This window comes from Allobosea caraganae, assembly GCF_003351345.1.
GTDB classification, from domain to species: Bacteria; Pseudomonadota; Alphaproteobacteria; order Rhizobiales; family Beijerinckiaceae; genus Allobosea; species Allobosea caraganae.
On record NZ_QQTO01000020.1, the window covers coordinates 122,446 to 146,856 of the forward strand.

The 24,411-nt window shown below is 66.7% G+C and carries 24 protein-coding genes; 12 read left to right on the plus strand and 12 right to left on the minus strand.

Going from position 1 to position 24,411, the window contains the following annotated elements; all coding sequences use genetic code 11:
* Window positions 1-126 precede the first annotated feature (126 nt).
* Window positions 127-1,365: a tyrosine--tRNA ligase gene (gene tyrS, locus DWF00_RS13560; RefSeq protein ID WP_114831402.1), complete on the minus strand. Its 1,239-nt coding sequence runs from the start codon at window positions 1,363-1,365 to the stop codon at window positions 127-129.
* A gap of 462 nt (window positions 1,366-1,827) precedes the next feature.
* Here tyrS and gcvA point away from each other — a divergent pair, with 462 nt between their 5' ends.
* On the plus strand, window positions 1,828-2,781 hold the full coding sequence (gene gcvA / locus DWF00_RS13565; RefSeq protein ID WP_114831403.1) for a transcriptional regulator GcvA: 954 nt from the start codon (window positions 1,828-1,830) through the stop codon (window positions 2,779-2,781).
* 22 nt (window positions 2,782-2,803) lie between these two features.
* On the opposite strand, the gene DWF00_RS13570 is transcribed toward gcvA, so the two are convergent.
* Window positions 2,804-3,475: an alpha/beta hydrolase gene (locus tag DWF00_RS13570; RefSeq protein WP_114831404.1), complete on the minus strand. Its 672-nt coding sequence runs from the start codon at window positions 3,473-3,475 to the stop codon at window positions 2,804-2,806.
* Window positions 3,476-3,771: 296 nt separating this feature from the next.
* Here DWF00_RS13570 and DWF00_RS13575 point away from each other — a divergent pair, with 296 nt between their 5' ends.
* From DWF00_RS13575 to DWF00_RS13615, 9 genes are all read left to right on the plus strand, one after another.
* A complete protein-coding gene (locus DWF00_RS13575) occupies window positions 3,772-4,974 on the plus strand; it encodes a cysteine desulfurase family protein (RefSeq protein ID WP_114831405.1) in 1,203 nt (400 codons plus the stop codon).
* Window positions 4,975-5,029: 55 nt separating this feature from the next.
* Window positions 5,030-6,502 carry a Fe-S cluster assembly protein SufB gene (sufB, locus tag DWF00_RS13580; protein WP_114831406.1) on the plus strand — a complete coding sequence of 491 codons (1,473 nt, stop codon included), beginning with the start codon at window positions 5,030-5,032 and terminating at the stop codon, window positions 6,500-6,502.
* A complete protein-coding gene (locus tag DWF00_RS13585; protein WP_114831407.1) occupies window positions 6,499-6,786 on the plus strand; it encodes a hypothetical protein in 288 nt (95 codons plus the stop codon). Before sufB ends, DWF00_RS13585 begins: the two co-directional genes overlap by 4 nt.
* Window position 6,787: 1 nt before the next feature.
* Window positions 6,788-7,540, plus strand: coding sequence for a Fe-S cluster assembly ATPase SufC (sufC, locus tag DWF00_RS13590; protein WP_114831408.1), 753 nt, complete (start codon window positions 6,788-6,790; stop codon window positions 7,538-7,540).
* Window positions 7,540-8,889: a Fe-S cluster assembly protein SufD gene (sufD, locus tag DWF00_RS13595; RefSeq protein ID WP_114831409.1), complete on the plus strand. Its 1,350-nt coding sequence runs from the start codon at window positions 7,540-7,542 to the stop codon at window positions 8,887-8,889. Before sufC ends, sufD begins: the two co-directional genes overlap by 1 nt.
* Window positions 8,889-9,095 (plus strand): tautomerase family protein, encoded by a 207-nt coding sequence (locus DWF00_RS13600; protein ID WP_114831410.1) that lies wholly within the window; start codon window positions 8,889-8,891, stop codon window positions 9,093-9,095. The genes sufD and DWF00_RS13600 overlap by 1 nt, the downstream gene beginning before the upstream one ends.
* 4 nt (window positions 9,096-9,099) lie before the next feature.
* The gene (locus DWF00_RS13605; RefSeq protein WP_114831411.1) at window positions 9,100-10,338 is read left to right on the plus strand and encodes a cysteine desulfurase; all 1,239 of its coding nucleotides are present in this window, start codon (window positions 9,100-9,102) and stop codon (window positions 10,336-10,338) included.
* A 103-nt stretch (window positions 10,339-10,441) separates the two neighbouring features.
* Window positions 10,442-10,825 (plus strand): SUF system Fe-S cluster assembly protein, encoded by a 384-nt coding sequence (locus DWF00_RS13610; RefSeq protein WP_114831412.1) that lies wholly within the window; start codon window positions 10,442-10,444, stop codon window positions 10,823-10,825.
* Between the two features lie 111 nt (window positions 10,826-10,936).
* Window positions 10,937-11,824, plus strand: a complete 888-nt coding sequence (locus DWF00_RS13615) for a PhzF family phenazine biosynthesis protein (protein ID WP_114831426.1) — start codon at window positions 10,937-10,939, stop codon at window positions 11,822-11,824.
* Here the strand turns inward: DWF00_RS13615 and DWF00_RS13620 are convergent.
* Window positions 11,821-12,180, minus strand: a complete 360-nt coding sequence (locus tag DWF00_RS13620) for an MmcQ/YjbR family DNA-binding protein (protein WP_114831413.1) — start codon at window positions 12,178-12,180, stop codon at window positions 11,821-11,823. The two genes, DWF00_RS13615 and DWF00_RS13620, sit on opposite strands and share 4 nt — an antisense overlap.
* Window positions 12,181-12,189: 9 nt before the next feature.
* On the minus strand, window positions 12,190-13,263 hold the full coding sequence (locus DWF00_RS13625) for a malate/lactate/ureidoglycolate dehydrogenase (RefSeq protein ID WP_114831414.1): 1,074 nt from the start codon (window positions 13,261-13,263) through the stop codon (window positions 12,190-12,192).
* A gap of 182 nt (window positions 13,264-13,445) precedes the next feature.
* Between DWF00_RS13625 and DWF00_RS13630 the strand changes: the two genes are divergently transcribed.
* Window positions 13,446-13,841, plus strand: coding sequence for a HesB/IscA family protein (locus DWF00_RS13630; protein ID WP_114831415.1), 396 nt, complete (start codon window positions 13,446-13,448; stop codon window positions 13,839-13,841).
* Between the two features lie 157 nt (window positions 13,842-13,998).
* Here the strand turns inward: DWF00_RS13630 and DWF00_RS29995 are convergent, their stop codons facing one another.
* Entirely contained in the window at window positions 13,999-15,057 is a 1,059-nt protein-coding gene (locus DWF00_RS29995; protein WP_181832806.1) for a GGDEF domain-containing protein, read from the minus strand.
* A gap of 288 nt (window positions 15,058-15,345) precedes the next feature.
* Window positions 15,346-16,908: a DEAD/DEAH box helicase gene (locus DWF00_RS13640; RefSeq protein WP_114853029.1), complete on the minus strand. Its 1,563-nt coding sequence runs from the start codon at window positions 16,906-16,908 to the stop codon at window positions 15,346-15,348.
* 339 nt (window positions 16,909-17,247) lie between these two features.
* Here DWF00_RS13640 and DWF00_RS13645 point away from each other — a divergent pair, with 339 nt between their 5' ends.
* Window positions 17,248-17,943 carry an alpha/beta fold hydrolase gene (locus DWF00_RS13645; RefSeq protein ID WP_114832850.1) on the plus strand — a complete coding sequence of 232 codons (696 nt, stop codon included), beginning with the start codon at window positions 17,248-17,250 and terminating at the stop codon, window positions 17,941-17,943.
* Between the two features lie 97 nt (window positions 17,944-18,040).
* Here DWF00_RS13645 and DWF00_RS13650 read toward each other — a convergent pair whose 3' ends face one another.
* From DWF00_RS13650 to DWF00_RS13675, 6 genes are all read right to left on the minus strand, one after another.
* On the minus strand, window positions 18,041-18,301 hold the full coding sequence (locus DWF00_RS13650; RefSeq protein ID WP_114832842.1) for a hypothetical protein: 261 nt from the start codon (window positions 18,299-18,301) through the stop codon (window positions 18,041-18,043).
* 117 nt (window positions 18,302-18,418) lie between these two features.
* A complete protein-coding gene (locus DWF00_RS13655) occupies window positions 18,419-19,351 on the minus strand; it encodes a LysR family transcriptional regulator (protein ID WP_181832925.1) in 933 nt (310 codons plus the stop codon).
* A 201-nt stretch (window positions 19,352-19,552) separates the two neighbouring features.
* Entirely contained in the window at window positions 19,553-21,643 is a 2,091-nt protein-coding gene (parE, locus tag DWF00_RS13660; protein ID WP_114832844.1) for a DNA topoisomerase IV subunit B, read from the minus strand.
* An 86-nt stretch (window positions 21,644-21,729) separates the two neighbouring features.
* The gene (locus DWF00_RS13665) at window positions 21,730-22,380 is read right to left on the minus strand and encodes a TetR/AcrR family transcriptional regulator (RefSeq protein ID WP_181832926.1); all 651 of its coding nucleotides are present in this window, start codon (window positions 22,378-22,380) and stop codon (window positions 21,730-21,732) included.
* 28 nt (window positions 22,381-22,408) lie between these two features.
* The gene (locus DWF00_RS13670; protein WP_114832846.1) at window positions 22,409-22,774 is read right to left on the minus strand and encodes a hypothetical protein; all 366 of its coding nucleotides are present in this window, start codon (window positions 22,772-22,774) and stop codon (window positions 22,409-22,411) included.
* A 466-nt stretch (window positions 22,775-23,240) separates the two neighbouring features.
* The gene (locus DWF00_RS13675; protein ID WP_114832847.1) at window positions 23,241-24,392 is read right to left on the minus strand and encodes a glycosyltransferase family 4 protein; all 1,152 of its coding nucleotides are present in this window, start codon (window positions 24,390-24,392) and stop codon (window positions 23,241-23,243) included.
* Window positions 24,393-24,411: the final 19 nt, after the last annotated feature.

Genomic DNA, 24,411 nt, shown 5'->3' on the forward strand with positions numbered 1-24,411 from the left:
TCAGCCCTCATCCTGAGGAGCCGCGAAGCGGCGTCTCGAAGGATGTTTCAGAGAGCACTGGAGCACCCTTCGAGACGCAGGCTAAAGCCTGCTCCTCAGGATGAGGGCTGAGGAATATCCCGCCGCTTATTCCGGCCGGAGCAGGACGTGCTTCTTCTTGCCGAAGGAGAGCTTGATCACGCCTTCGGCAAGGTCGGCAGCCGACAGCGTCGCGCGCTCGTCGCTGACGAGCGTGTCGTTGACGCGCAGGCCGCCGGCCTTGATCTGGCGGCGGGCCTCGCCGGTCGAGGGCACCAGCCCGGCTGTGACGAAGGCGCTGAGCACGCCAAGGCCATCCAATGTCGCCTTCGGCACCGGGACGCTCGGCAAGTCGGCGGCGAGCGCGCCTTCCTCGAAGGTCTGGCGGGCGGTGTTGGCCGCTGCTTCGGCTGCTTCACGCCCGTGCAGCAGGGCGGCGACCTCGGTCGCCAGCACCTTCTTGGCCTCGTTGATCTCGGAACCGCCGAGTGCCGCCAGCTTGGCGATCTCGGCCAAGGGCAGCTTGGTGTAGAGCTTCAGGAAGCGCTCGACATCGGCGTCCTCGGTATTGCGCCAGAACTGCCAGAACTCGTAGGGACTCATCAGGTCGGCGTTGAGCCAGACGGCGCCCGACGCCGTCTTGCCCATCTTGCCGCCCGACGCGGTGGTCAGCAGCGGCGAGGTCAGGGCGTAGAGCTGCACGTCCGACATGCGGTGGCCAAGGTCGATGCCGTTGACGATGTTGCCCCACTGGTCGGAGCCGCCCATCTGCAGGATGCAGCCGGTGCGCTTGTTCAGCTCGACGAAGTCGTAGGCCTGCAGGATCATGTAGTTGAATTCGAGGAAGGACAGCGACTGCTCGCGGTCGAGCCTGGTCTTGACGCTGTCGAAGGACAGCATGCGGTTGACCGAGAAGTGCCGGCCGACATCGCGCAGGAACTCGAGATAGTTCAGCCCGAGCAGCCAGTCGGCATTGTTCATCATGCTGGCGCCGCCGCTGAAATCGAGGTAGCGGGCGAAGACTTGGCGGATGCCGACGAGGTTGCGCTCGATGTCCTCGACCGTCAGCAGCTTGCGCGCCTCGTCCTTGAAGGACGGGTCGCCGACCATCGAGGTGCCGCCGCCCATCAGCGCGATCGGCTTGTGGCCGGTCTCCTGCATCCAGTGCAGCATCATGATCTGGATCAGCGAGCCGGCATGGAGCGAGGTCGCGGTCGCGTCGAAGCCGATATAGGCGCTGATCGGCCCCTTCACTGCGGCAGCGTCCAGGCCCTCTGGATCGGAGATCTGGTGGACATAGCCGCGCTCGCTGAGGACGCGCAGGAGGTCGGATTTGAAGCTGGTCATGGCGGGTGCGATCTGATGTCCGTCGTTCCGCCGTCGTCTAGAGCATGTTCCGCGAAAGTGGAAACCGCTTTTGCGACACGGTGGCGTCGCGCGCGCCCGCCGAAGCAGCTCAACTGGGGATATACCCCAGCCACGAGGCGACTGCGTCACGGGGGTGGGGTGGGTCGACGAGGCCCCGCTGCAACCCGAGATCGCACAGGGACCGTTTGTCGAGTCGGGTGAGGTCGCGCCGTTCCCGTCGTGCTGCGCGCGCCTTTCGCCAAAGCGTCAGCCAACGCTGCCCAAGGGGCGCAAGGCCTTCGTGCAGATCAGAGCGGCGGGTGTCTGCAATGCAGGTCATGATCCCATCCTCGCAATGGCGGCCAACAATGGCCGCGCTCGTGGGATCGAATCTGGGCGAGGCGCTGCGGCTTCACAAAGCGGAAGATTGCCAACTGCCATAAGCTGTCCTTATGCTTGGCCATGGCTCCGCCCTTTCAACCGCTCAAGCTGCCGCCGCTCGCTGCCGTCCGTGTCTTCGAGGCGGCCGCGCGCCATCAGAATTTTACGCGCGCAGCTGAAGAGCTCGGCATGACGCAGGCCGCGGTGAGTTATCAGGTCCGTCTGCTGGAGGATCGCGTTGGGGCTGCGCTGTTCGTACGGCAGCCGCGGCAGGTGTCGCTGACGCCGCTCGGGCAGCGGCTGGCCGGGCCCGTCGCGAAGGCGCTTGCCGATATCAGCACGGTGTTTCGCGAAGTCTGCGAGGAGAACCAGACGGCGCTGACGATCTCGGCCCTGCAAACGATGGCGATAACCTGGCTGTCGCCACGCCTTGGGCAGTTCCAGGAGGAGAATCCGCAATTCGAGGTGCGGGTGCGGACCTCGGAGCACCTCGTCGATTTCGCCACAGAAGCCGTCGATCTGGCCTTGCGCTACGGCGCGGGCGAATGGCCCGGTGCCATCGCCGAGAAGCTGTTCGATTGTCACTATGCGCCGCTGTGCTCGCCGGAGCTGCGGGAACGGTTGAATTTACGCAGACCCGAAGACCTGCTCCAGGCACCGCTGCTCAGCCCTGGCGATGCGAGCTGGAAGACCTGGTTCGCCGATGTCGGCATCGACGCGCCCAAGCTGGGCGGGCCGGCGACGATGGCCTTGCAGATGCAGGCGATGAGCATTCAGGCGGCGCTGCGCGGGCATGGCGTGGCAATGGCCATACCGGAGCTGTTCGCCTACGACATCGCGGCGGGGCGGCTGGTCTTCGCCGCCGAACACGTCATCCGCGATGCGTGGGCATATTGGATCGTCTACCCGCAGGAGCGTCAGCGCGAGCGCAAGATCAAGCTGTTCCGCGACTGGGCCCTGGCGGAAGCAAGTGCCGGGAGCCTGACGCTGCCCGTGATCCCTGGAAGCCGGGGCCTGATGGCTCCCGGCTTCTGACCATCAGGTTCAAGGCTTGGACTCAGGCCTGTTCCTGCTCGGCCTTGGAGATTTCCGGCCCGACCTTGCGGTCGAGATAGGCGCTGACCTGTTCCATGAGCTGGTCGACGCGGCCGTCGAAGAAGTGGTTGGCGCCGTCGACGACGGCATGCTCGATCTGGATGCCCTTCTGGGTCTTCACCTTCTCGATCACCGCCATCACCTCCTTGACCGGGGCGACGCGGTCCTCGGAGCCGTGCACGAACAGGCCCGACGAGGGGCAGGGCGCCAAGAAGGAGAAGTCGTAGCGGTTGGCCATCGCCGCAATCGAGAGGAAGCCCTCGATCTCGGGGCGGCGCATCAGCAACTGCATGCCGATCCAGGCGCCGAAGGAGACGCCGGTGATCCAGCAGCTCTTGGCCTCGGGGTTGAGCGCCTGCATCCAGTCGAGCGCTGCGGCCGCGTCCGAGAGCTCGCCGGCGCCATGGTCGAAATGGCCCTGGCTGCGGCCGACGCCGCGGAAGTTGAAGCGCAGCGCCGAGAAGCCGCGATTCACGAAGGTGTAGAACAGGTTGTAGACGATCTGGTTGTTCATCGTCCCGCCGAACTGCGGGTGCGGATGCAGGATGATGGCGAGGGGCGCGCCCTTCTTCTTGGCGGGCTGGTAGCGGCCCTCGATCCGGCCGGCCGGTCCGTTGAAAATAACCTCGGGCATCTCTTGCTCGCCTTTTGTTGGGAGAGGCCGCCCGCAACCCGTCCAATCGGCGGCATGATGCCGCTAAAAAGCCGTGTCGCCCTTGACGGACCCGCCGCTCGCGCCCTACATCAAGGGCTTAGAATGGTTCTAACACCCGTGAACAAGTCAGGAACAAACGGAAGTTCTGCCGGTTTCGGCGCTTCCCCGCTCCTGACACGGCGCGTTGGAGCGGCGGCTATAGCACGGCGCATGGGTGCGATTTCAAGCATTTCGTGGCCGCAAGAGCCGGCAGCAGGATCGGAGCTTCGCGTACAGTGACCGGGTCGTCCCGCGCCTATCTCGATCACAACGCCACGACGCCGGTGCGTCCGGAGGTCGTCGAGGCGATGGTGGCTGCGCTTGGGCTGGCCGGAAACCCGTCCTCGGTGCATGGCGAGGGCAGGATCGCGCGGGCGGCGGTCGAGCGGGCGCGCGAGCAGGTCGCGGCCCTGTGCGGGGCCAAGGCGGCCAACGTCGTCTTCACCAGCGGCGGCACCGAGGCCAATGCGACGGTGCTCTCGCCCGGGCTGATGGAATGCAGCGGCGGGCGCGATTGCGTGCGCACCCCCGCTTCTCTGCTGCTCTACGGCGCGACTGAGCATGCCTGCGTGCGCGAGGGCCATCGCTTCGGCGCGGCGGCTGAGGCGATCCCGGTCGACGGCGCCGGCAGGGCCGATCTCGGCTGGCTGGCTGAGCGGCTGGAGCGTTTCGCTGCCGAGAACCCCGGAGCGCGGGCTTTGGTCTCGCTGCACCTCGCCAATAACGAGACCGGCGTGATCCAGCCGATCGCTGAAGCCGCCGAGATCGTGCACCGCCATGGTGCCCTCCTGCATAGCGACGCGGTTCAGGCCGCCGGCAAGATCGCGATCGATATCAATATCTTGGGCGCGGATGTTCTGACGCTGTCGGCGCATAAGCTCGGTGGGCCGAAGGGCGTCGGCGCCATCGTCTTCCGCGGCGGGGCCTACGAGCTTGCAGACAAGCCGATGCGCGGCGGCGGCCAGGAGCGCGGCTGGCGCGCCGGCACCGAGAACGTGCCGGGCATCGTCGCCTTCGGGCTGGCGGCCGAGATCGCCGGCGACGCGCTGGTCGGCGAGGCCAAGCGGCTTGCCGGGCTGCGCGACAAGCTGGAGGCCGGAATCCTCGAGCTGGCGCCGGATACGGCGATCTTCGGGCGCGGCGCCGAGCGCCTGCCGAATACGAGCGGATTCGCGACGCCGGGCATCAAGGCCGAGACGGCCCTGATCATGCTCGATCTCGCCGGCGTGGCGCTGTCCTCCGGCTCGGCCTGCTCGTCGGGCAAGGTCAGGCGCTCGCATGTGCTCGATGCCATGAATATCGACCCTGCCATGAGCGCAGGGGCCTTGCGGGCGAGCCTGGGATGGACCACCTGCGAGGCGGATATCGCAAAGTTTCTCGCGGCCTATGCGAAAGCGCTGGCCGCACGGCGGAACGGGACAATTCAGGCTGCCGCCTGAGCGTTCCGAAGAAGACCAAACCGGCGGGCCTTGAACCCGCGACTGGAGAGTGAACATGGCAGCGGTCCAGGAGACCATCGATCAGGTCAAGTCGATCGACGTGACCGAGTACAAATACGGCTTCGTCACCGAGATCGAGGTCGACAAGCCCGCCAAGGGCCTGACCGAGGACACGGTCCGCTACATCTCGGCCCGTAAGAACGAGCCGGAATGGATGCTGGAATGGCGGCTCGACGCCTTCCGCCGCTGGAAGACCATGACCGAGCCGACCTGGTCGCGCGTGCACTACCCGCCGATCAACTACCAGGACCTGTACTACTACGCCGCGCCGAAGATGGGCGCCTCGCCCAAGTCGCTCGACGAGGTCGATCCGGCGATCCTGGAGACCTACAAGAAGCTCGGTATCCCGCTGCGCGAGCAGGAAATCCTGGCCGGCGTGGAGCCTGGAAACCGGGTCGCGGTCGATGCCGTGTTCGACTCGGTCTCGGTCGTCACCACCTTCAAGAAGGAGCTGGCGCAGGCCGGCGTGATCTTCTGCTCGATCTCGGAGGCGATCCAGGAGCATCCCGAGCTGGTGAAGAAGTACCTCGCCACCGTGGTCCCGGTGACCGACAACTACTTCGCCACGCTGAACAGCGCGGTGTTCACCGACGGCTCCTTCGTCTACGTGCCCAAGGGCGTGCGCTGCCCGATGGAGCTCTCGACCTATTTCCGCATCAACGAGCAGAATACCGGCCAGTTCGAGCGCACGCTGATCATCGCCGACGAGGGGGCCTATGTCAGCTATCTCGAAGGCTGCACGGCGCCCAAGCGCGACGAGAACCAGCTCCATGCCGCCGTGGTCGAGCTGATCGCGCTCGACGATGCCGAGATCAAGTACTCGACCGTGCAGAACTGGTTCCCCGGCGATGCCGAGGGCAAGGGCGGTATCTACAATTTCGTGACCAAGCGCGGCGATTGCCGCGGCAAGAACTCGAAGATCTCGTGGACGCAGGTCGAGACCGGCTCGGCCATCACCTGGAAGTACCCGTCCTGCATCCTGCGCGGCGACGGCTCGCGCGGCGAGTTCTACTCGATCGCGGTCTCGAACGGCATGCAGCAGGTCGATAGCGGCACCAAGATGCTGCATCTCGGCCGCAACACCACCTCGAAGATCATCGCCAAGGGCATCGCGGCCGGCAAATCGGACTCGACCTATCGCGGCATGGTCTCGGCCCATCGCAAGGCGATCGGCGCGCGCAACTTCACCAATTGCGACTCGCTGCTGATCGGCGATCAGTGCGGCGCCCATACCGTGCCCTATATCGAGGCCAAGACCGCGACCGCCGTGTTCGAGCACGAGGCGACGACCTCGAAGATCGGCGAGGACCAGCTCTTCTATTGCCAGCAGCGCGGCCTCTCCGAGGAGGAGGCGGTGGCGCTGATCGTCAACGGCTTCGTCAAGGAGGTGCTGCAGCAACTCCCGATGGAGTTCGCCGTCGAGGCGCAGAAGCTGATCACGATCTCGCTTGAGGGGAGCGTGGGGTGACTGAGCTCGGCGACCTTGAGCAAAGTCTCGGGAAGGCCAACAAAAGAGCTCTGGTTTGCTTTTTGGTGTTCATGGCCGCCGCTGCGTTCTTTTTATTCTGCATGACTAGATCTTGGAATGGTGTCGCCGTTGTAAGCGGAGTCGTTGCCGCCGTCAGCTTCATCGCAATATTCGTCGCACGGCAGCTATATCGTGAGGCTTTCGATGAATTTTGGGGCGCGGCTGGATTAAATCAGGCCCAGATCGACCAAAAATGGCAAGAACTCTATCCATCAGGTGACTGAAATGCTCGAAATCAAAAACCTAGTCGTCAAGATCGCCGACGAGGACAAGCAGATCCTCAACGGCCTCAACCTCACCGTGAACGCAGGCGAGGTCGCCGCGATCATGGGGCCGAACGGCTCCGGCAAGTCGACGCTGAGCTACGTCATCGCCGGCAAGGAGGACTATGAGGTTCTCGACGGCGAGATCCTGCTCAACGGCGAGAACGTGCTGGAGATGGAGGCGGATGCCCGCGCCGCCGCTGGCATCTTCCTCGCCTTCCAGTACCCGCTGGAGATCCCCGGCGTCGCCACCATGACCTTCCTCAAGGCGGCGATGAACGCGCAGAGGCGCGCGCGCGGCGAGGCCGAGTTGCTGACGCCCGACTTCATCAAGCAGGTCAACGCGGCGGCCGACAAGCTCAGCATCAACCGCGACATGCTGCGCCGGCCGCTCAATGTCGGCTTCTCCGGCGGCGAGAAGAAGCGCATGGAGATCCTGCAGATGGCGCTGCTGGCGCCGTCCATGTGCATCCTCGACGAGACCGATTCCGGCCTCGACATCGACGCGCTGCGCATCGTCGCCGATGGCGTAAACGCGCTCAGAGACAAGAACCGCGGCTTCCTGGTGATCACGCACTACCAGCGCCTGCTCGACCACATCATTCCCGACACCGTGCACGTCATGGCCAAGGGCCGGATCGTCAAGAGTGGCGGCAAGGAACTGGCACTCGAGCTGGAAAAGAGCGGCTACGCCGCCTATGCGGAGGCCGCCTGATGGCCATCGTCACCCCGCTCAAGACGGCGGCGGAGCAGGTGCTCGCCCAGCAGTTCGCCAACGTCAAGGCTGAGCTGCCCGGCGGCGGCGCCGTCCGCAAGCTGCGCGAGGACGCCTTTGCCGGCTTCGAGGCCAAGGGCCTGCCGCATCGCCGGCTCGAATCCTGGCGCTATACCGACCTGCGCATGATCCTGCGCGAGGCCAAGCCGCTGGCCGGCTCGGCTGCGGTCACGCCGGCCGTGCGCGAGCGTCTGGCCGCACTCAAGCTCGACGGCACCAGGCTCGTGCTGGTCGACGGCGCTTTCGCTGCCGAACTCTCGACGCTTGAGGCGCTGCCGGAGGGCGTCAGCGTCAATGGGCTCGCTGATGCGCTGGTCTCGCAGCGCGACGACCTGACGCGCATCCTGTCGGGCCCGAGCGTCTCCGCCGATGATTCCGGCCTGATGCTGAATACCGCGCTGATGCGCGACGGCGTCATGGTCGAGATCGCCGAGGGCACCGAGCTCGATGCGCCGATCGCGATCGTCTCGCTGACCTCGGGCAGCGAGGAGCGCGCCATCTTCAGCCGCTCCGTCGTTCTCGCCGGCAAGGGCGTCAAGGCGACCATCGTCGACATCAACGAGAGCGTCGGCCCGGCTGCTGCGCAGATCAACAACGCGATCGTCTTTGAGACCGGCGACGAGAGCGAGGTCCAGCACGTCCGGATCGTGACCCGCCAGCAGCCCGAGAGCGTGCAGGTGCTGAGCCTGCTCGCCACCGTCGGGGCGCAGGCGAAGTTCGATTCGTTCGCGCTGGTCTGCAAGGCCGGCACGGTGCGCCAGCAGAATTTCGTGCGCTATGCCGGCGAGCATACCGAGATCGGGCTGCGCGGCGTCAACCTGCTCGGCGGCACGGAGCATTGCGACGTGACGCTGGTGATGGACCACGAGGTGCCGCACGGCACCAGCCGCGAGCTCTACAAGACCATCGTCGGCGGCGAGGGCACCGGCGTGTTCCAGGGCAAGGTCATCGTGCGCCCGCAGGCGCAGAAGGTCGATGGCAGCATGAAGAGCAACGCGCTGCTGCTGAACGACGGCGCCACCATGTTCAATAAGCCCGAGCTTGAGATCTTCGCCGACGACGTCGTCTGCGGCCATGGCGCGACCGTCGCGCAGATCGATGGCGAGCAGCTCTTCTACCTGATGGCGCGCGGTCTGCCGCGGCCGCAGGCCGAGGCGCTGGTGCTGCAGGCCTTTGCCGGCGAGGCGGTCGAGTTCGTCGCCGAGGAGAGCCTGCGCGAGCTGATCATGTCCGAGATCGAGGCCTGGCTCGGCGAGCGCCGGGATTCAGCCGTGGTGAGTGCGATCTGATGCCCTACGTCAATCTCCAGATCACCAAGGGCGCGACGCGCGAGCAAAAGGCTGAGATCGTCAAGCAGTTCACGCAGACCCTGGTCAGCGTGCTCGGCAAGAACCCGGCCAACACCCATATCGTGATCCAGGAGATCGAGCGCGAGGACTGGGGCCATGCCGGCGTGCTCGTCGCCGACAGGCCGGCCACACCGGGAAAGGCGTGACGTCATGAATGCGCCCGTGAAGCCCTACGACGTCGAGGCGATCAGGCGGGATTTCCCGATCCTGAGCCGCGAGGTCTACGGCAAGAAGCTGGTCTATCTCGACAATGCCGCCTCGGCGCAGAAGCCGGAGGTCGTGATCGAGGCGATGTCCAGCCTGATGCGCGAGAACTACTCGAACGTGCATCGCGGCCTGCACTACCTCGCCAATGCCTCGACCGAGGCCTATGAGGCGGCGCGCGAGAGCGCCCGGCGCTTCCTCAACGCGGCGCATCTCGAGGAGATCATCTTCACGCGCTCCTCGACCGGCGGCCTGAACGCCGTCGCCTCGTCGCTCGGGCGCCATCTCCAGATCCAGGAAGGCGACGAGATCATCATCTCGGTGCTGGAGCACCATTCCAACATCGTGCCCTGGCATTTCTGGCGCGAGCGCTATGGCGCGGTGCTGAAATTCGCGCCGATCGACGAGGACGGCAACTTCCTCATCGAGGAGTTCGAGAAGCTGATCTCGCCGCGTACCAAGATCGTGGCTCTGACCCAGATGTCGAACGCGATCGGCACGATCGTCCCGATCGCCGAGGTCGCGGCGATCTGCCAGGCCTATCGCATCCCGCTGGTGGTCGATGGCAGCCAGAGCGCGGTGCACCTCCCGGTCGATGTGCAGGCGCTTGGCTGCGACTTCTACTGCTTCACCGGGCACAAGACCTATGGGCCGACCGGCTCGGGCGTGCTCTGGGGCAAGCGCGAATGGCTGGAGAAGCTGCCACCCTACGAGGGCGGCGGCGAGATGATCATCACCGTCAGCGAAGACAGCGTCACCTATAACGACCCGCCGCACCGGTTCGAGGCCGGCACGCCGGCGATCGTCGAGGCGGTGGGGCTCGGCGTCGCGCTCGACTACATGATGGCGCTCGGCCGCGAGAACATCGCGGCGCATGAGGCCAAGCTCGGCGACTACGCCCGCCAGCGCCTCGGCGAGATGAACTCGATCAAGATTTTTGGCAAGGCGCGGGAGAAGGGCGCAATCGTCTCCTTCGAGATGAAGGGCGCCCACGCCCATGACGTCGCGACGGTGATCGACCGCGCCGGTGTCGCGGTTCGGGCCGGTACCCATTGCGCGATGCCGCTCCTGGCACGATATGGGGTGACGTCGACCTGCCGCGCCTCCTTCGGGCTCTACAACACGATGGAAGAAGTCGATAAGCTGGTCGAAGCCTTGCAGAAGGCCGAGAACCTGTTCGTCTGAAGCATTTTCGAGCGAAGTGGCCTCCGGTTCGCGTGAAGAAAATGCGTCTAAGCAAAGGGATGGAGCCGCTTTCGGTGAAAGCGGCTCAGACGGGATAGATGACATGACCGATAGCGCAACCGACGAGCTGAAGCCGAACGCGCCCGCGATGGGCGCGAGCGCCGGCCTGCCGCCGGAGGAGATCGACCGGCTCACCGACGACATCGTCGCCGCGCTGAAGACGATCTACGACCCGGAGATTCCAGCCGATATCTACGAGCTCGGCCTGATCTACCGCGTCGACATCGCCGATGACCGCCAGGTCGCGATCGACATGACGCTGACCGCGCCAGGCTGCCCGGTCGCCGGCGAGATGCCGGGCTGGGTCGAGAACGCCGTCAGTGCCGTGCCCGGCGTCGCTTCGGTGACGGTCAACATGACCTTCGACCCGCCCTGGGATCAGTCGCGCATGTCGGACGAGGCGAGGGTCGCGCTCGACATGTGGTGAGCGCGCGGCGCGGCACTTCATCGGCCGCGTGATCGATCGCATTCACGTCGTTCATTTTTCTGCTGCGCCGATTGATGGCAGGCTCTGCGGCACCTGATCATGGAGCCCGCCATGCCGACCTACGCCTACGAGACCGTCGACGTCTTCACCAGCAGCCGCTTCGGCGGCAATCCGCTCGCGGTGTTCACAGATGCGCGCGGCATGTCGGACGCCGAGATGCAGTCGCTCGCGGCCGAGATGAACTATAGCGAGACCACCTTCGTGCTGCCTCCGGCCGATCCGGCCCATACGGCGCGCGTCCGCATCTTTCACCGCACGGCGGAAATGCCCTTCGCCGGCCATCCCAATGTCGGCACGGCCTGCGTGCTCGCTAGGCACGGCCGCGACAAGGACGGCGTGCTGCTGTTCGAGGAACTGGCCGGGCTGGTCGAGGTCAAGGTCGCGCGCGATGCCGCCGGCAACGTGACTGGCGCGACCATCGCCGCGCCGCAGCCGCTCTCGACGGGGATCGAGCTGCCGGCCGATGGCATTGCGGCCTGCGTCGGCTTGGCTCCCGCCGATGTCGCGGTTTCCGCCCATAAGCCGATTCAGGCCTCGGTTGGCGTCAAGTTCGTGCTGGCCGAGGTCAGGGCCGAGGCGCTGGCTCGCGCACTGCCGGACATCACCGCCTATCGCACGCTCGAAGCGGCCCATCCGGCGCTGGAGAAGCGGCTCTCGCTGTTCATCTATGCCCGCGACGGCGCGACGATCAGGGCGCGCATGTTCGCGCCGCTGGCCGGTACCTGGGAAGACCCGGCGACCGGCTCGGCCAGCGCGACGCTTGCCGCGCTGCTGCTCAAGCTGGATGGCGGCGACAGCGCGCGGTTCGAGTTGACGCAGGGCGTCGAGATGGGCCGGCCGAGCCTCCTGAAGCTGACGGCGACGCGTGGCCCGGACGGCGTCCGCGCGACGGTCGGCGGGGCCTGCGTGCCGGTGTTCCGCGGCGAGGCGCTGCTTTAGCCGAGCTTCAGTTCCGCGCGCAGCTTCTTCGGCAGCTTGAGCGTGACGAGTCGATGGCTCTCGCGCAGATAGTCCTGAAAGGCGTCGTCCGGCATGCTCTCGTCGCTCTGGCGCTGGATCCAGCTCATGCCGCGCGAGGCGAGATAGGGAGCGGGACGCAGGCCGGTCAGCTCCTTCAGGATGTCGAAGGCCATCTGCGAGCATTTGAACGAGACTGAGAGCTCGTCGTCTACATCGCAGCGGCCGATGGCGAAGACCTTGCCGCCGACCTTCCAGACATGCGCGCCGCCCCATTGCACGACATGGCTCGTCGCGGGGAGGGCAGCGCAGAAGGCGTTGTACTCGTCGAGGGTCATCGCTCGCGATCAGAACGACTCGGCATCGATGCCGAACCTTGCCGCAGCCGCGCTGATCTGCGCCCAGGTCTCATTGTCGAGCGGGATGCCGTCACGACCGCGCTCGATGCGCATGGTGCGCTCCTTGTCGCCGGGCGCGAGCACCGGGTCGGCCGGGTCCTGCGGCTCAGCGGCGCGGACGAAGGCGAGATAGCTCTCGATCCGGCTCTTGCGCAGCGCGGCATCGGGCTCCAGCCGCGCCGGATCGATCAGCACGCCGAAGAGCGAGTTGATGATCCAGGTCTTCTGCGGCTTCTGGTCGATGCGGGCGGCGCCCATCAGCCCGGCCGAGAGCAGCTCGACGATCAGCGACAAGCCCGCGCCCTTGTGGTCGCCGAAGGGCAGCAGCGCGCCGAGCGGCAGGCCGGGAATCGCGTGCTGGAAGACATGGGCCGGGTCGGTGGTCGGGCGGCCCTCGCCATCGATGATGAAGCCGGGCGGCACCTGCACGCCCTTGTTGAGCGCGACGCGGGCCTTGCCATGGGCCATGCGGCTGGTGGCGAAGTCGAGGATGATGGGATCGTTCTCCGGCACGGGGATGCCGATCGCGTGCGGGTTGGTGCCGAAGCGCGCCTGCTTGGCGGCATGGGGCGCGACGATCGGCGGGCGGCCGGCGACGTTGACCCAGAAGAACGAGATCAGCCCCGCCGCGGCCGCGATCTCCGCGTAATGGCCGATGCGGCCGATATGGTGCGCGTCGAGCAGGTTGAGGATGGCGACGCCGCCGGCCTGGGCCATGGTGACGGCCTGGCGCACGGCATTGCGCGCCGTCGGCTGCCCCAACGCGACATTGCCGTCGACGATCAGGAAGGGGGCGGCCTCGACACGGACTTTCCCCTTTGATTCAGGCTTGAGGTTGCCGTCCGCCAGCGCGTTGAAATAGAGCGGCAGCATGCCGATGCCGTGGCTGTCATGGCCGCTGAGATTGGCGAGCACGACATGGTGCGCGGTCTCCTGCGCCTCGTCTTCGGTCCAGCCGGCCTTGAGGATCATCTGATGGGCAAGCGCGCGGAGCGCTTCGGGGCGGTGCAGGCGATAGCTCATGTCGTCGGATCAAATCTCTTCGGGGACTGCCAGAGTGCATGAGCCGGCCGGTCATGCAATGCGCAGTGCGATATTCGCAGGTGCGCGCCGCAGCATCTCGACCTTCGGCCCGGCAGTCCCTATGTTATGCGAAGCAATCCTGGTTCATCGGACCTTGAATCCGATCGAGGAAGGACAAGAGGATGTTTTCGATTCCGGGCCTGAAGGTCGTTTCGCTGACGGATGCAGCCGCAACGCGCATTCGCGAGATCATGGCGCAATCGGCGCTCGACAACCCCGACGCTCCGGCGCTCGGCCTGCGGGTCGGCGTCAAGAAGGGCGGCTGCGCCGGCATGGAGTACACCTTCGAGGTCGCGCGCGAGACCAGCAAGGGCGACGAGCTCGTCACCGAGAAGGACGCGACGGTGATCGTCGACGCCAAGGCGGTGCTGTTCCTGCTCGGCACCGAGCTCGACTTCAAGACCGACCGCTTCGCCTCGACCTTCGTCTTCAACAACCCGAACCAGGTCTCGGCCTGCGGCTGCGGCGAATCGGTCGAGATCAAGCCGCGCGCCGAGAGCGCGCTGGCGGCGCAATAAGATTGGTATCCTAACCGCCCATTTGGACCCTCAGCCCTCATCCTGAGGAGCGCGAAGCGCGTCTCGAAGGATGCTCCAGCGCGCACTGAAACATCCTTCGAGACGCCGCTTTGCGGCTCCTCAGGATGAGGGCTGACGGAGACGCAGCCGTCACCGCTCAGGCGACGCGGCTCGTCGACTCGAGCGCCTCTTCGGTAACGGTGCGATTGCGGCCGTCGCGCTTGGCCTGCATCAGGGCCTGGTCGGCGCGGTCGACGATCGAGCCGGCCGTGTCGCCGCGATGATAGACGGCGACGCCGAGCGAGATCGTGATGCGGCCGAGGTTCTCGTTGGTCGAGCGCTTGACCAGTTCCCGCGTCAGCAGCGCCTGGCGCACGGTCTCGGCGCCGAACTTGCCGGCGACGATATCGGCCTCGGGCAGGATGATGGCGAATTCCTCGCCGCCGAAGCGGGTGATGATCGCCTTGTCCTTGAACTTGTCCTTCATCGTGCGCGCGACGAGGCGCAGCACCTGATCGCCGGTCAGGTGACCATGCGTGTCGTTGAAGGTCTTGAAGAAGTCGATATCGGCCATGACCAGCGCGAAGGGCTCGCGGCGCAAGGTGGTCTGGTCGATCGACTTCTGCAGCATCTCCTCGAAATGGCGGCGGTTGGCGAGGCCGGTCAGCGGATCGGTCAGCGCCTCGGCGCGGGTCGATTCCAGCGCCTCGCGCAAATGCCGGATCTCGTTCGAGCTGTCGCGCAGCTGGCCTTCGAGCTGCGTCTTGCGGGTGACCTCCTCCCGCGTCGACATCACCAGCGCCTCGACCCATTCGCGCAGGCGCTGCCGGTCGGCCGGGGGCGGGACCTCGTCGGACATGGCGGCCAGGCGGCCATGGTAGCGCTCGCTCGAATCGAGCGCCTGGTTGACCAGGTTCATCAACCCGTCGATCTCGCCGAGAACCTGCAGGCTGGTGCGCTCGGCCTGGCGGGCGAGGCGCTCGGTGCCGATGAAGCGGTCGTAGAGCGCGTCGATATCGGCGAGCCCGACCTTGCCCTCGCTGGCGGCGATGATCGCGTTCATCTGCATGCTCAGCGCCGGCATCTCGCCGCTCAGATGCGCATACCAGACCTCGAAAGCGCGGGGATAGCCGGGCGAGCCATGCTGGCGCATGGCGCCCACGACGCGATCGGCAAGCTCGATCGTCTGAAGGGATGCTTGTGCCTGCTCGCTCATCGACAACGCCCGACCGCCCCGGAGCCGGCGACGCCGGTCCTGGCCCTTGTGAATCGAAGCGGGACATCCTGTCCGTCGTGACGGTGGCAAGCGCCCCGGCGCGGCCAGCATTCCTGCTAACCACCTGGGGACTTTCAACGAATTAAATTAAGATATCGTAAGGTCAACCGACGTTGAGCCCGGCGCCGAAAGACGCGAAGCGGTTTTCGGACGAGATTATGCCCGCGCTCTTCAGTCGAGAGACAATCCAGACGTCAAAAGGGGCCGCGTGGCGGCTCCCCCTTGAGGTCATCCCACCCTGACCGGCCGCAGCAGGAAGGCCGGGACATGGTCGCCAAGCCCCTTGACCTTGGGCTCCCGGTCATCGTCGTCGCGGCGCGGTTGCGGGGCCTTGGCGGGCGAAGCCGAGGAGGTGGGCGAGATCGGGGCCGGCTTCTCTTGAACTGGCTTCTCTCGAGCCGGCTTCTCTTGGGCAGGCTTGGCTTGGGCAGGCCTGGCCGCGCGCGACTCGGGATCGTGCCGGATGCGGGTCTTGATCGGGCCGTCGGGGTTGCGCCGACGCGGCTCGCCCCGCTCGGTGGCGGGCGCTGCCGCCTCGGCCGGTTCGCTGCGCGGGGCGCGCTCCGTGCGCTCGGGGCGGCTGCGGCCACCGCCGCGCGCCGGGCGACGCTCGTCACGGCGTCCACCGCGCCGCTCCTCGCGGGGGGCGCCGGGGGGCAGGCCGTCGAGGCCGGGACCTTCCCAGGTGATCGGCTGGCCGGTCAGCTTCTCGATCGCGGCCACGAGCTTCTCGTCATGGCGGGTCACGATCGTGAACGAGGCGCCTTCGCGCCCGGCGCGGCCGGTGCGGCCGATGCGATGGACGTAATCCTCGGCATGGGTCGGCACGTCGAAATTGAAGACGTGGCTGACGGCCGGGATATCGAGGCCGCGCGCCGCGACGTCGCTGGCGACGAGGATCGGGTTCTCGCCGGTGCGGAACGACTCGAGCGCGGCCATGCGCGCGTACTGGTCCATGTCGCCATGCAGGGCCACGGCCGGGAAGCCGTGCTTCTGCAGCGACTTGTGCAGCGTCGCGACATCGCGCTTGCGGTTGCAGAAGACGATGGCGTTCTGCAGGTCCCTGGCTTCGTTGATCAGCTTGCGCAGGGTGTCGCGCTTTTCGAAATCCTGCCCGTTCGAAGCGATCAGGCGCTGCGTGATCGTCGTCGCCGCCGTCGCCGGGCGCGAGGCCTCGATGCGGATGGGGTTATGCAGGAACTGCTCGCTGATCCTGGTGATCTCCGGCGGCATCGTCGCCGTGAAGAACAGGGTCTGGCGGGTGAAGGGCACGAGCTTGCAGACGCGCTCGATGTCCGGGATGAAGCCCATGTCGAGCATGCGGTCGGCCTCGTCGATGACGAGGAGCTCGACGCCGGTGAGCAGGAGCTTGCCGCGCTCGACATGGTCGAGCAGGCGGCCGGGCGTGGCGATGAGCACGTCGACGCCCCGCGTGATCTTGGCGTCCTGGTCGCCGAAGGAGACGCCGCCGATCAGCAGCGCCACCGAAAGCTTCTGGTTGACGCCGTAGCGGGTGAAGTTCTCCTCGACCTGCGCCGCAAGCTCGCGGGTCGGCTCCAGGATCAGCGTGCGCGGCATCCTTGCCCGGGCGCGGCCATTCTCGAGAATGGTCAGCATCGGCAAGGTGAAGGCGGCGGTTTTTCCGGTGCCGGTCTGGGCGATGCCCAGGACATCGCGACGGGCCAGCACATGGGGAATGGCCTGGGCCTGGATCGGGGTCGGCGTGGTATAGCCTGCGGTCGTGACGGCTGTCAGAACCTTTTCACTCAGGCCGAGTTCGGCAAAAGACATCGAGGGTTGCGCTCTTCAAGGGTCGGTTGCACGTGGCGGGATGACCTATCAACCGCGACGTTGGCGCGACTTCTCGTTCCTGCGCGCCTTCGGACCCCTGTGCAATGCAGAAAAAGTGGGGCGAAGTCAATAAACTAGACCGCCAATGCAGCATTGCAGCCCTGTTGCCATGGCAGGTGACCCGGTTGATCGCGTCTCGCGCGAGCACGATCTTCGGCAACTGCCCTCGGATAAGGCAGTCGCAGGGGGAAGCCGGCCCGCCTGGCCTTGTCCGCGAGCACCAACTCACCCATCACTGCGGACCATGCCATGCCGCGCAACGAGGACGGAAACGTCGCCATGTCCGAACCGCTTGTCCTGATCCCCGGCCTCAGCTGCACGGCCGCGCTCTACGGCCCGCAATGGCCGGCTTTGGCGCCCGGGCGAATGATCGTCGTTGCCGACCATGCGCGGGATGAGAGCCTAGGCCCTATCGCGAAGCGCCTGCTTGCCGCGGCGCCCGAGCGCTTCGCGCTCTGCGGGCTGTCGATGGGCGGCTATGTCGCCTTCGAGGTGATGCGGCAGGCGCCGGAGCGCGTGACCAGGCTGGCGCTGCTCGACACAAGCGCGAAGCCGGCGACGCCGGAGACCAACACGCCGCGCGAGCAGATGATCGCGCTGGCGGAGAAGGGCGCCTTCGACAACGTCACGACCCTGCTCTGGCAAAGGCTGGTGGCAGCACACCGGCTGACCGACGAGCCCTTGCGGCTGCTGGTCCGGCAAATGGCCGAGGATATCGGGCCGGAGGGCTTCATCCGCCAGCAGCACGCGATCATGGGCCGGCCGGATTCTCGCCCCGGCCTTGGCGGCATCTCGGTGCCGACGCTGGTGCTGGTCGGCGAGGAGGACGCCATTACGCCCGTCGCCGAGGCGCAAGAGATGGCTGAGGGAATCGGGGCGAAGGCAAAGCTCGTGGTGGTGCCGGGCAGCGGACATCTCTCGACGCTGGAGAAGCCGGAGGTGCTGACGCAGGAACTGCTGGCGTGGCTGGGCTAGATCGCCGTGCGCCCTTTCGGACGCAAGACTGCGATATAAGTCTTTGTTATTTCATCTGATTTTTCGAAAGCCGGATTCCGCTTTCTGGTCCGATGCTCTAGCGCGGCAGGACGCAGGGGTCGAGCCTGGTCTCGTTGGCGCTCTTGCGGATCGAGCCGGTGACGAGCGGGTCGATCGGCTGGCCCTTCGAGGCCGCGCCTGCGACCTGGGTCAGGCGCTCGCTGTCGAAGCGCTCGGTCTGCGACGAGACGAAATTGGCGGCGATGACCGAGAGGAAGGCGATGGCGGCGCCCGCCTTGGCGACATCGGCGACCATGGTGCCGCGCTCGTTCTTCCAGAAATGCTTGATGAGGTGCATGCGACAGCCCGCCTTGACTGAGCGCGAAGGCGCCCTTGCCAGCAGAATGCACGCGCTGCGGTAAAAGGACGGTTAGCGAATGCTTGACGTGATCTGTCACATTGCGTGGATCGATCGTCAGGACGAAGCTTTCACCGGTGCGGCGACGGCATCGCCGTTGAGCCGCGCACGGTTGTCGCGGAAGACTTTCTGCAAGGCCTTGAGCACCGCCAGCACGGCGGGGCGCTGCCGCGAGACTTCGTGCGAGACCAGGAAGATCTCGTCGGCCGTCTCGGGCGGCGGCGGCTCCAGGCGCAACAGGGCCTCGTCGGCATCAGCCATGAAGCAGGGCGCCATCGAGACCGCGCCGGCCGAGCGGATGCTCTCGTAGCGCGCGGCGGAATCGCCGACGCGAGCCGCGATCGGCCGGCCGGCCGCCCAGCGCCGGATATGCTCGTCGATGCGCGAGGAGACCTCGCGGTTGACGGAGATGATCGGCGCGCTCAGCGGATCGACGTCGCGGCGGACATAGAGCGCCTGGACCAGTCGGCCGACCCTCTGGCTGTAGTGGCCGCTCTCCTGCGGCGGCTTGTGCATGCGCACGGCGATGTCGGCATCGCCGCGGGCGATGTCGAGCCGGTCGCGCGTGCTGATGATGACAATCTCAACGCCGGCGGCGGCCGAGATCACCGTGGCGTTCATGGTGAGGAACAGGCTGATCGAGGTCGTGGCGGTGATCCGGACCGGCGCGTCGTCGGCCGCGCGCGCTGCCTTCGCCCGGCTCATGAAGCGATCGACGCGTGCAGCGATCTCGGCCGCGTCGCCCGCGAGCGCCGTGCCCGCCTCCGTCAGGATCAGGCGGTTGGCGGTGCGGCGGAACAGAGGGACGCCGAGCTTCGCCTCGAAGGCCTTGAGCCGGCGGGCGAGCGTCGCCTCGCTCAGCCCGAGCGCCAGCGCCGCCACGGCCAACGCCCCGTGGACGGCGACGGCGTGGAAGATGGCGATGTCGTCCCAGTCGGCTGGCGCCAGGTCGGGCCGGCGTCGAGATGAAGCGGAAGCAGGCTGCCCCATGCGATCAGCGGCCATTGCTGCGGCGGGACACGGGCCCAGTTATCGGCATCATGGCAGGGGTCGTTCGGGCGATGGCGGGTTCTCTTCGGCATGGGGGCAGGTTGCCCGCGCCGCCCGCTGCTGGCAGCCCGCCGGAATTGCGGGCGAGGCCGACAAAATTGAAGGGGTGGCGCGCCCGGAACGAACGGGCGCCGCCTGCCGTCACAGGTCGATCAGCTCGCCGGCGAAGGCGGCCCGCTCCTGGATGAAGAGGAAGCGCGCCTCGGGCTTGTTGCCCATCAGCCGCTCGACCACGTCGGCCGTCTCTTCCTTGGCCTCATGATCGACCATGACCTTGAGCAGGATGCGCTTGGCCGGGTCCATCGTGGTTTCCTTGAGCTGGGCCGGCATCATCTCGCCCAGGCCCTTGAAGCGGCTGATCTCCGGCTTCTTGCCCTTGAAGACGCTTTCGATCAGCTCGTCCTTATGCGCGTCGTTGCGGGCATAGACGCTCTTGCCGCCATGCTGGAGCCGGTAGAGCGGCGGCACTGCGAGGTAGAGATGGCCCTTCTCGATCAGCCGCGGCATCTGGCGCCAGAAGAAGGTCACCAGCAGCGAGGCGATATGGGCGCCGTCGACATCGGCGTCGGTCATGACGATGACCTTCTCGTAGCGCAGGTCGTCCTCGCGGAACTGGCTGCCGATGCCGCAGCCGAGCGCCAGGATCAGGTCGGCGAGCTGCTGGTTGGCGTTGAGCTTGTCGCGCGTGGCGTTGGCGACGTTGAGGATCTTGCCGCGCAGCGGCAGGATCGCCTGCGTCGCGCGGTTGCGCGCCTGCTTGGCCGAGCCGCCGGCCGAATCGCCCTCGACGATGAAGATCTCGGAGCCGGCGGCGCCGGCCGAGCTGCAATCGGCGAGCTTGCCGGGCAGGCGCAGCTTGCGCGTCGCGGTCTTGCGCGAGACTTCCTTTTCGAGCCGGCGGCGCAGGCGCTCATCGGCCCGGTCGACCGACCAGTCGAGCAGGCGCAGCGCCTGCTGCGGCGAGGCGGCGAGCCAATGGTCAAAGGCGTCGCGCACCGCGTTCTCGACGATGCGGGCGGCCTCCAGCGTCGCGAGCTTGTCCTTGGTCTGGCCCTGGAACTCCGGCTCGCGGATGAAGACCGAGAGCATCGCGGCGCAGGTCGCCATGACGTCGTCGGAGGTGACCTGCGCCATGCGCTTGGACTGGCCGATGCGCTCGGCATGGTCGCGCAGGCCGCGCAGCAGCGCGACGCGCAGACCCTGCTCATGCGTGCCGCCCTCGGGCGTCGGGATCGTGTTGCAGTAGGACGACGAGAAGCCGTCCTCGCCGGTCGCCAGCCAGGCGATCGCCCATTCCAGCGAGCCGTGGCCGCCATCCTTGGTGATCTTGCCGGCGAAGATCGGCTCGGCGACGAGGTCCTTGCCCTCGATCTCGCGGCCGAGATAGTCGCGCAGGCCGCCGGGGAATCGGAACACGGCCTCGGCCGCGACATCGCCCTCGGGCTTCAGCAGCGAAGGCGGGCAGGTCCAGCGGATCTCGACGCCGCCGAAGAGATAGGCCTTCGAGCGCGCCATGCGGAACAGGCGGGCAGGGGAGAGATGGGCGCCCTCGCCGAAGATCTGCGCGTCGGGATGGAAGAGCACCCGGGTGCCGCGACGGTTGGCGACGGGGCCGACCGTCTCCAGCGGGCCCATAGGCAGGCCGCGCGAGAAGATCTGGCGATAGAGCGTCTTGCCGCGCGCGACCTCGACCTCGAGCCGGTCCGAGAGGGCGTTGACGACGGAGATGCCGACGCCGTGCAGGCCGCCCGAGGTCTCATAGGCCTTGGAATCGAATTTACCGCCGGCATGGAGCGTCGTCATGATGACTTCGAGCGCCGACTTGCCGGGGAATTTCGGGTGCGGATCGACCGGGATGCCGCGGCCATTGTCGGTGACGGCGAGCGAGCCGTCCTCGAACATCTCGACATCGATGAAGGTGGCGTGGCCGGCGACGGCCTCGTCCATGGCGTTGTCGATCACCTCGGCGAAGAGATGGTGCAGCGCGCGCTCGTCGGTGCCGCCGATATACATGCCGGGACGACGGCGGACGGGCTCCAACCCCTCCAGCACCTCGATGGCGGAGGCGTCGTAGCCGGCCTCGGACAAGGTGCCGTTGCCGCGCGGCGTCGCGCCGTTGCCCGCGTTGGCCACTGGCTTGGCAGGCTGCGGCTGCTCGCGCTTCGGCGGCACGGCCGAAGGTCGCGGCGTGCTGCTTTCGTTCCCACCAAAAAGATCGCCGCTCTCAGCCATTCGGTTTCGCCGGTCCAACCTGATTCGCAACGCGTTAGATTAGCGCAAACGCGCTGTCACTGTGCTTAACGCACATAGCAGAGCCGTCATGCAGGCGCGAATGCCCTGAGGAAAATCTCGGTGGACTCAGCGACGAAACGATCGATCTCCTCGGGCGTCGGCGGCTCGCAGGCCGCGAGCAGCAGCCTGATGGCGCGCCGGTCGATCGTGATGCTGTAGAACACGTCCGAGGCGAGCTCCGGATCGGGCACGTTCAGCGTGCCGAGCGCGTGCTGCCGGGCGAGATAGCGCGCGACCACCGCGCCGGCCGTGACCGGACCTGCCGCCCAGAAGCCGCGGCCGAGCTCGGGAAAGCGAATGCCCTCGGCCGCAGCCAGGCGCAGGATCTCCGTCTGCGGCTGCGACAGGATCGAGCTGGCTGCCGCCCGACCGACCATGCGCAGCGCCTCGCGCGGCGGCAGCGTCTCGGGCAGGTCGGCGAAGACGACGGTTTCGAGGAAATCTTCGGTGAAGCGGCTGATCAGGGCGCGGAACAGGCCGGCCTTGTCACCGAACAGGTTGTAGATCGTCGCCTTGGAGCCGCCGGCACGGGCGACGATGTCGTCGATGCTGGTGGCGGCGAAGCCCTTTTCGAGGAAGAGCGCGCGGGCGGCGTCGAGGATGGCCTCGCCGCGCTGCGCCCCGCGCGGACTGCGAGCCGGCGGGGCGGAGGGCGGGGCTGCGTCTGTGGCACTCAAGGCGTCTGTCGTTTCATCATTTGGCCGGTCAGCTCGTGCGGGCGACGATCCAGGCGAAAACCGCCATCGCGGCAATCGTCAGCAACGAGCCGACCACGGCGAAAGGCTCGAAGGAGCGCTCGCCAAAGGCGAGCCCGGCCAAGCCCGTACCCAATGATGCGAGCCCTAATGTGGCGAGGCCGAAGTGCCAATAGGCCAGGCGGCCATCCGCCGCAGGCACGAGTCGGTAGTAGAGGCCGGCCAGGAACATCGAGACCCAGCCGATCAGGTTGACATGGGCGTGCAGGGTCTGAAGCCGGTGGTCCTGGCTGATGCCCATGACGATGCCAAGGCACATGCCGAGCAGGGCAAGGACCGGCGCGAGACGGAGGAAAAGCGGGGCGGAGGGGGACATGACGTTGCTCTCGGATCTGGTTAAACTGTAACGTACAGTACATCTAGTGAGTGCCAGCTCCATGCCGCCGCGTCAAGCTGTTTCAGCCCCGGTCAAGCCGGCTTTGCGAGGGTTCGCTGGAGCAGGGGCGGGGAACGAAGATGGTTCATGCAGCGTTAAGCGAGCCGGGCAGAACAATCAGACCGAAGTCGAACTTCGCGGATCGCAGCAATGCGCTATGCTTCGGCAAGGGGGATAGAGCCGTGACGTCGCGTTCGTCAGTGCCGAGAGTGAAGCTGGTAGGGCTGGAGCGGGCCGCTCGTCTTGCCGGCGAAGCTTTTGCCCATGAGGACATGGCCGGCTTGTCCAGCTCGCGTCTCGGCGGCATGAGCCAGTCCCGGCGCTTGTGGTGGCTCGTTGCGGCTGTTGCGCTCGTAGGCCTGGTTGCGCTGGCGCTGAGGTAGGGCGCTCGGCGCAGCCCTAGGCTTCAGGCCTTGCGGTTCGCCGCCATGAGCCGGTCGTAGAAGGCCAAATGGGCTGTCGCGGCATCATCCCATGACTTAGCCAGGTCGATGCCGATTGCCTCGGCCTTGTGGGCATTGGCTCTCAGGATCGCTTCGGCGAAGGCGTCCGGTGTCGCATCGATGGGGCAAAGCACTGTCGCGGGATTGTCGATCTTGGCCTTCAGCGAGGGCGAGAGATCGAACTCATCGGGGCGCTCGGGCCTGGTTGAGACCAAGGGTACCGCTAGCTGGCTAATGGCCTGGAAGCTGCCGCGGCGGGTGCTGATCCCGTCGGTGAAGGGCAGCAGGAAGACGTCGGCGGCCGAGAGCGCCGCCATCAACTCGCCCTCGTCGTCGATGCGGCCACGGAAGTCGAGCCAATCGATTACGCCGAGCTCGCGCGCCAATGCGAAGAAGGCCTCGCGGTCTTTCGGCTTGTCCCAGAGGAAATCGCCGCAGATCAGCAGCCGCGCCCTGGTGCCGCGCTCATGCAACGCCCTGATCACGCGCAGCAGCATGTCCGGCCGCTTGCTGGCATAGAGCACGCCGAAATAGCCGATGACGATCTCGGCTTCCGTTGCGCCGCTGCCGCGCGTTTTGACGCGCTCCTCCGCGACGCGCTCGGGGTCGATGCGGGCCGGCATGATGTTGGGGCCGATCGGGATGACCGGCGCGGCCTGCTTCTTCCTATCGCTGACCAGCGACGTCCTGAGGAAGCTCTCGCGCTGCTGCGGCGAGACGAAGATGAAGCCGTCGGTCGCGAGCACGTCGGGGATCATCGAGAGGTAGCGCAGCCGGTTGAGCGAGGCCCATTCGTGCAGGGTGACGGCGATGCGGCCCTTGCGGCTCAGCAGCCGCGCGGCCAGCAGGGCCGAGCCGGGCAGGATGGCGTTGCCCCAGCCTTCGACCGGAAGCTGGAAATGCGCGACCTGGTCGCGGCGCAGGACTTCGGCGATGGCCCTGACGAAGCCGGCGGGCTGGTTCGGTTCGATCATCCGCATGGCGATGAAGCCGGGGCGCTGCGCGTTGATCGCGTCGCAGAGCCGGCGCGAATAGTCCATCACGGCGCAGGTGACCGGCCGGGCCGAGCCGAAGATCACGACGGAAGGCGGCGGAGAGGGCTGGGGGGAAGGCATGCGTGCTGGCGGCCCTGGT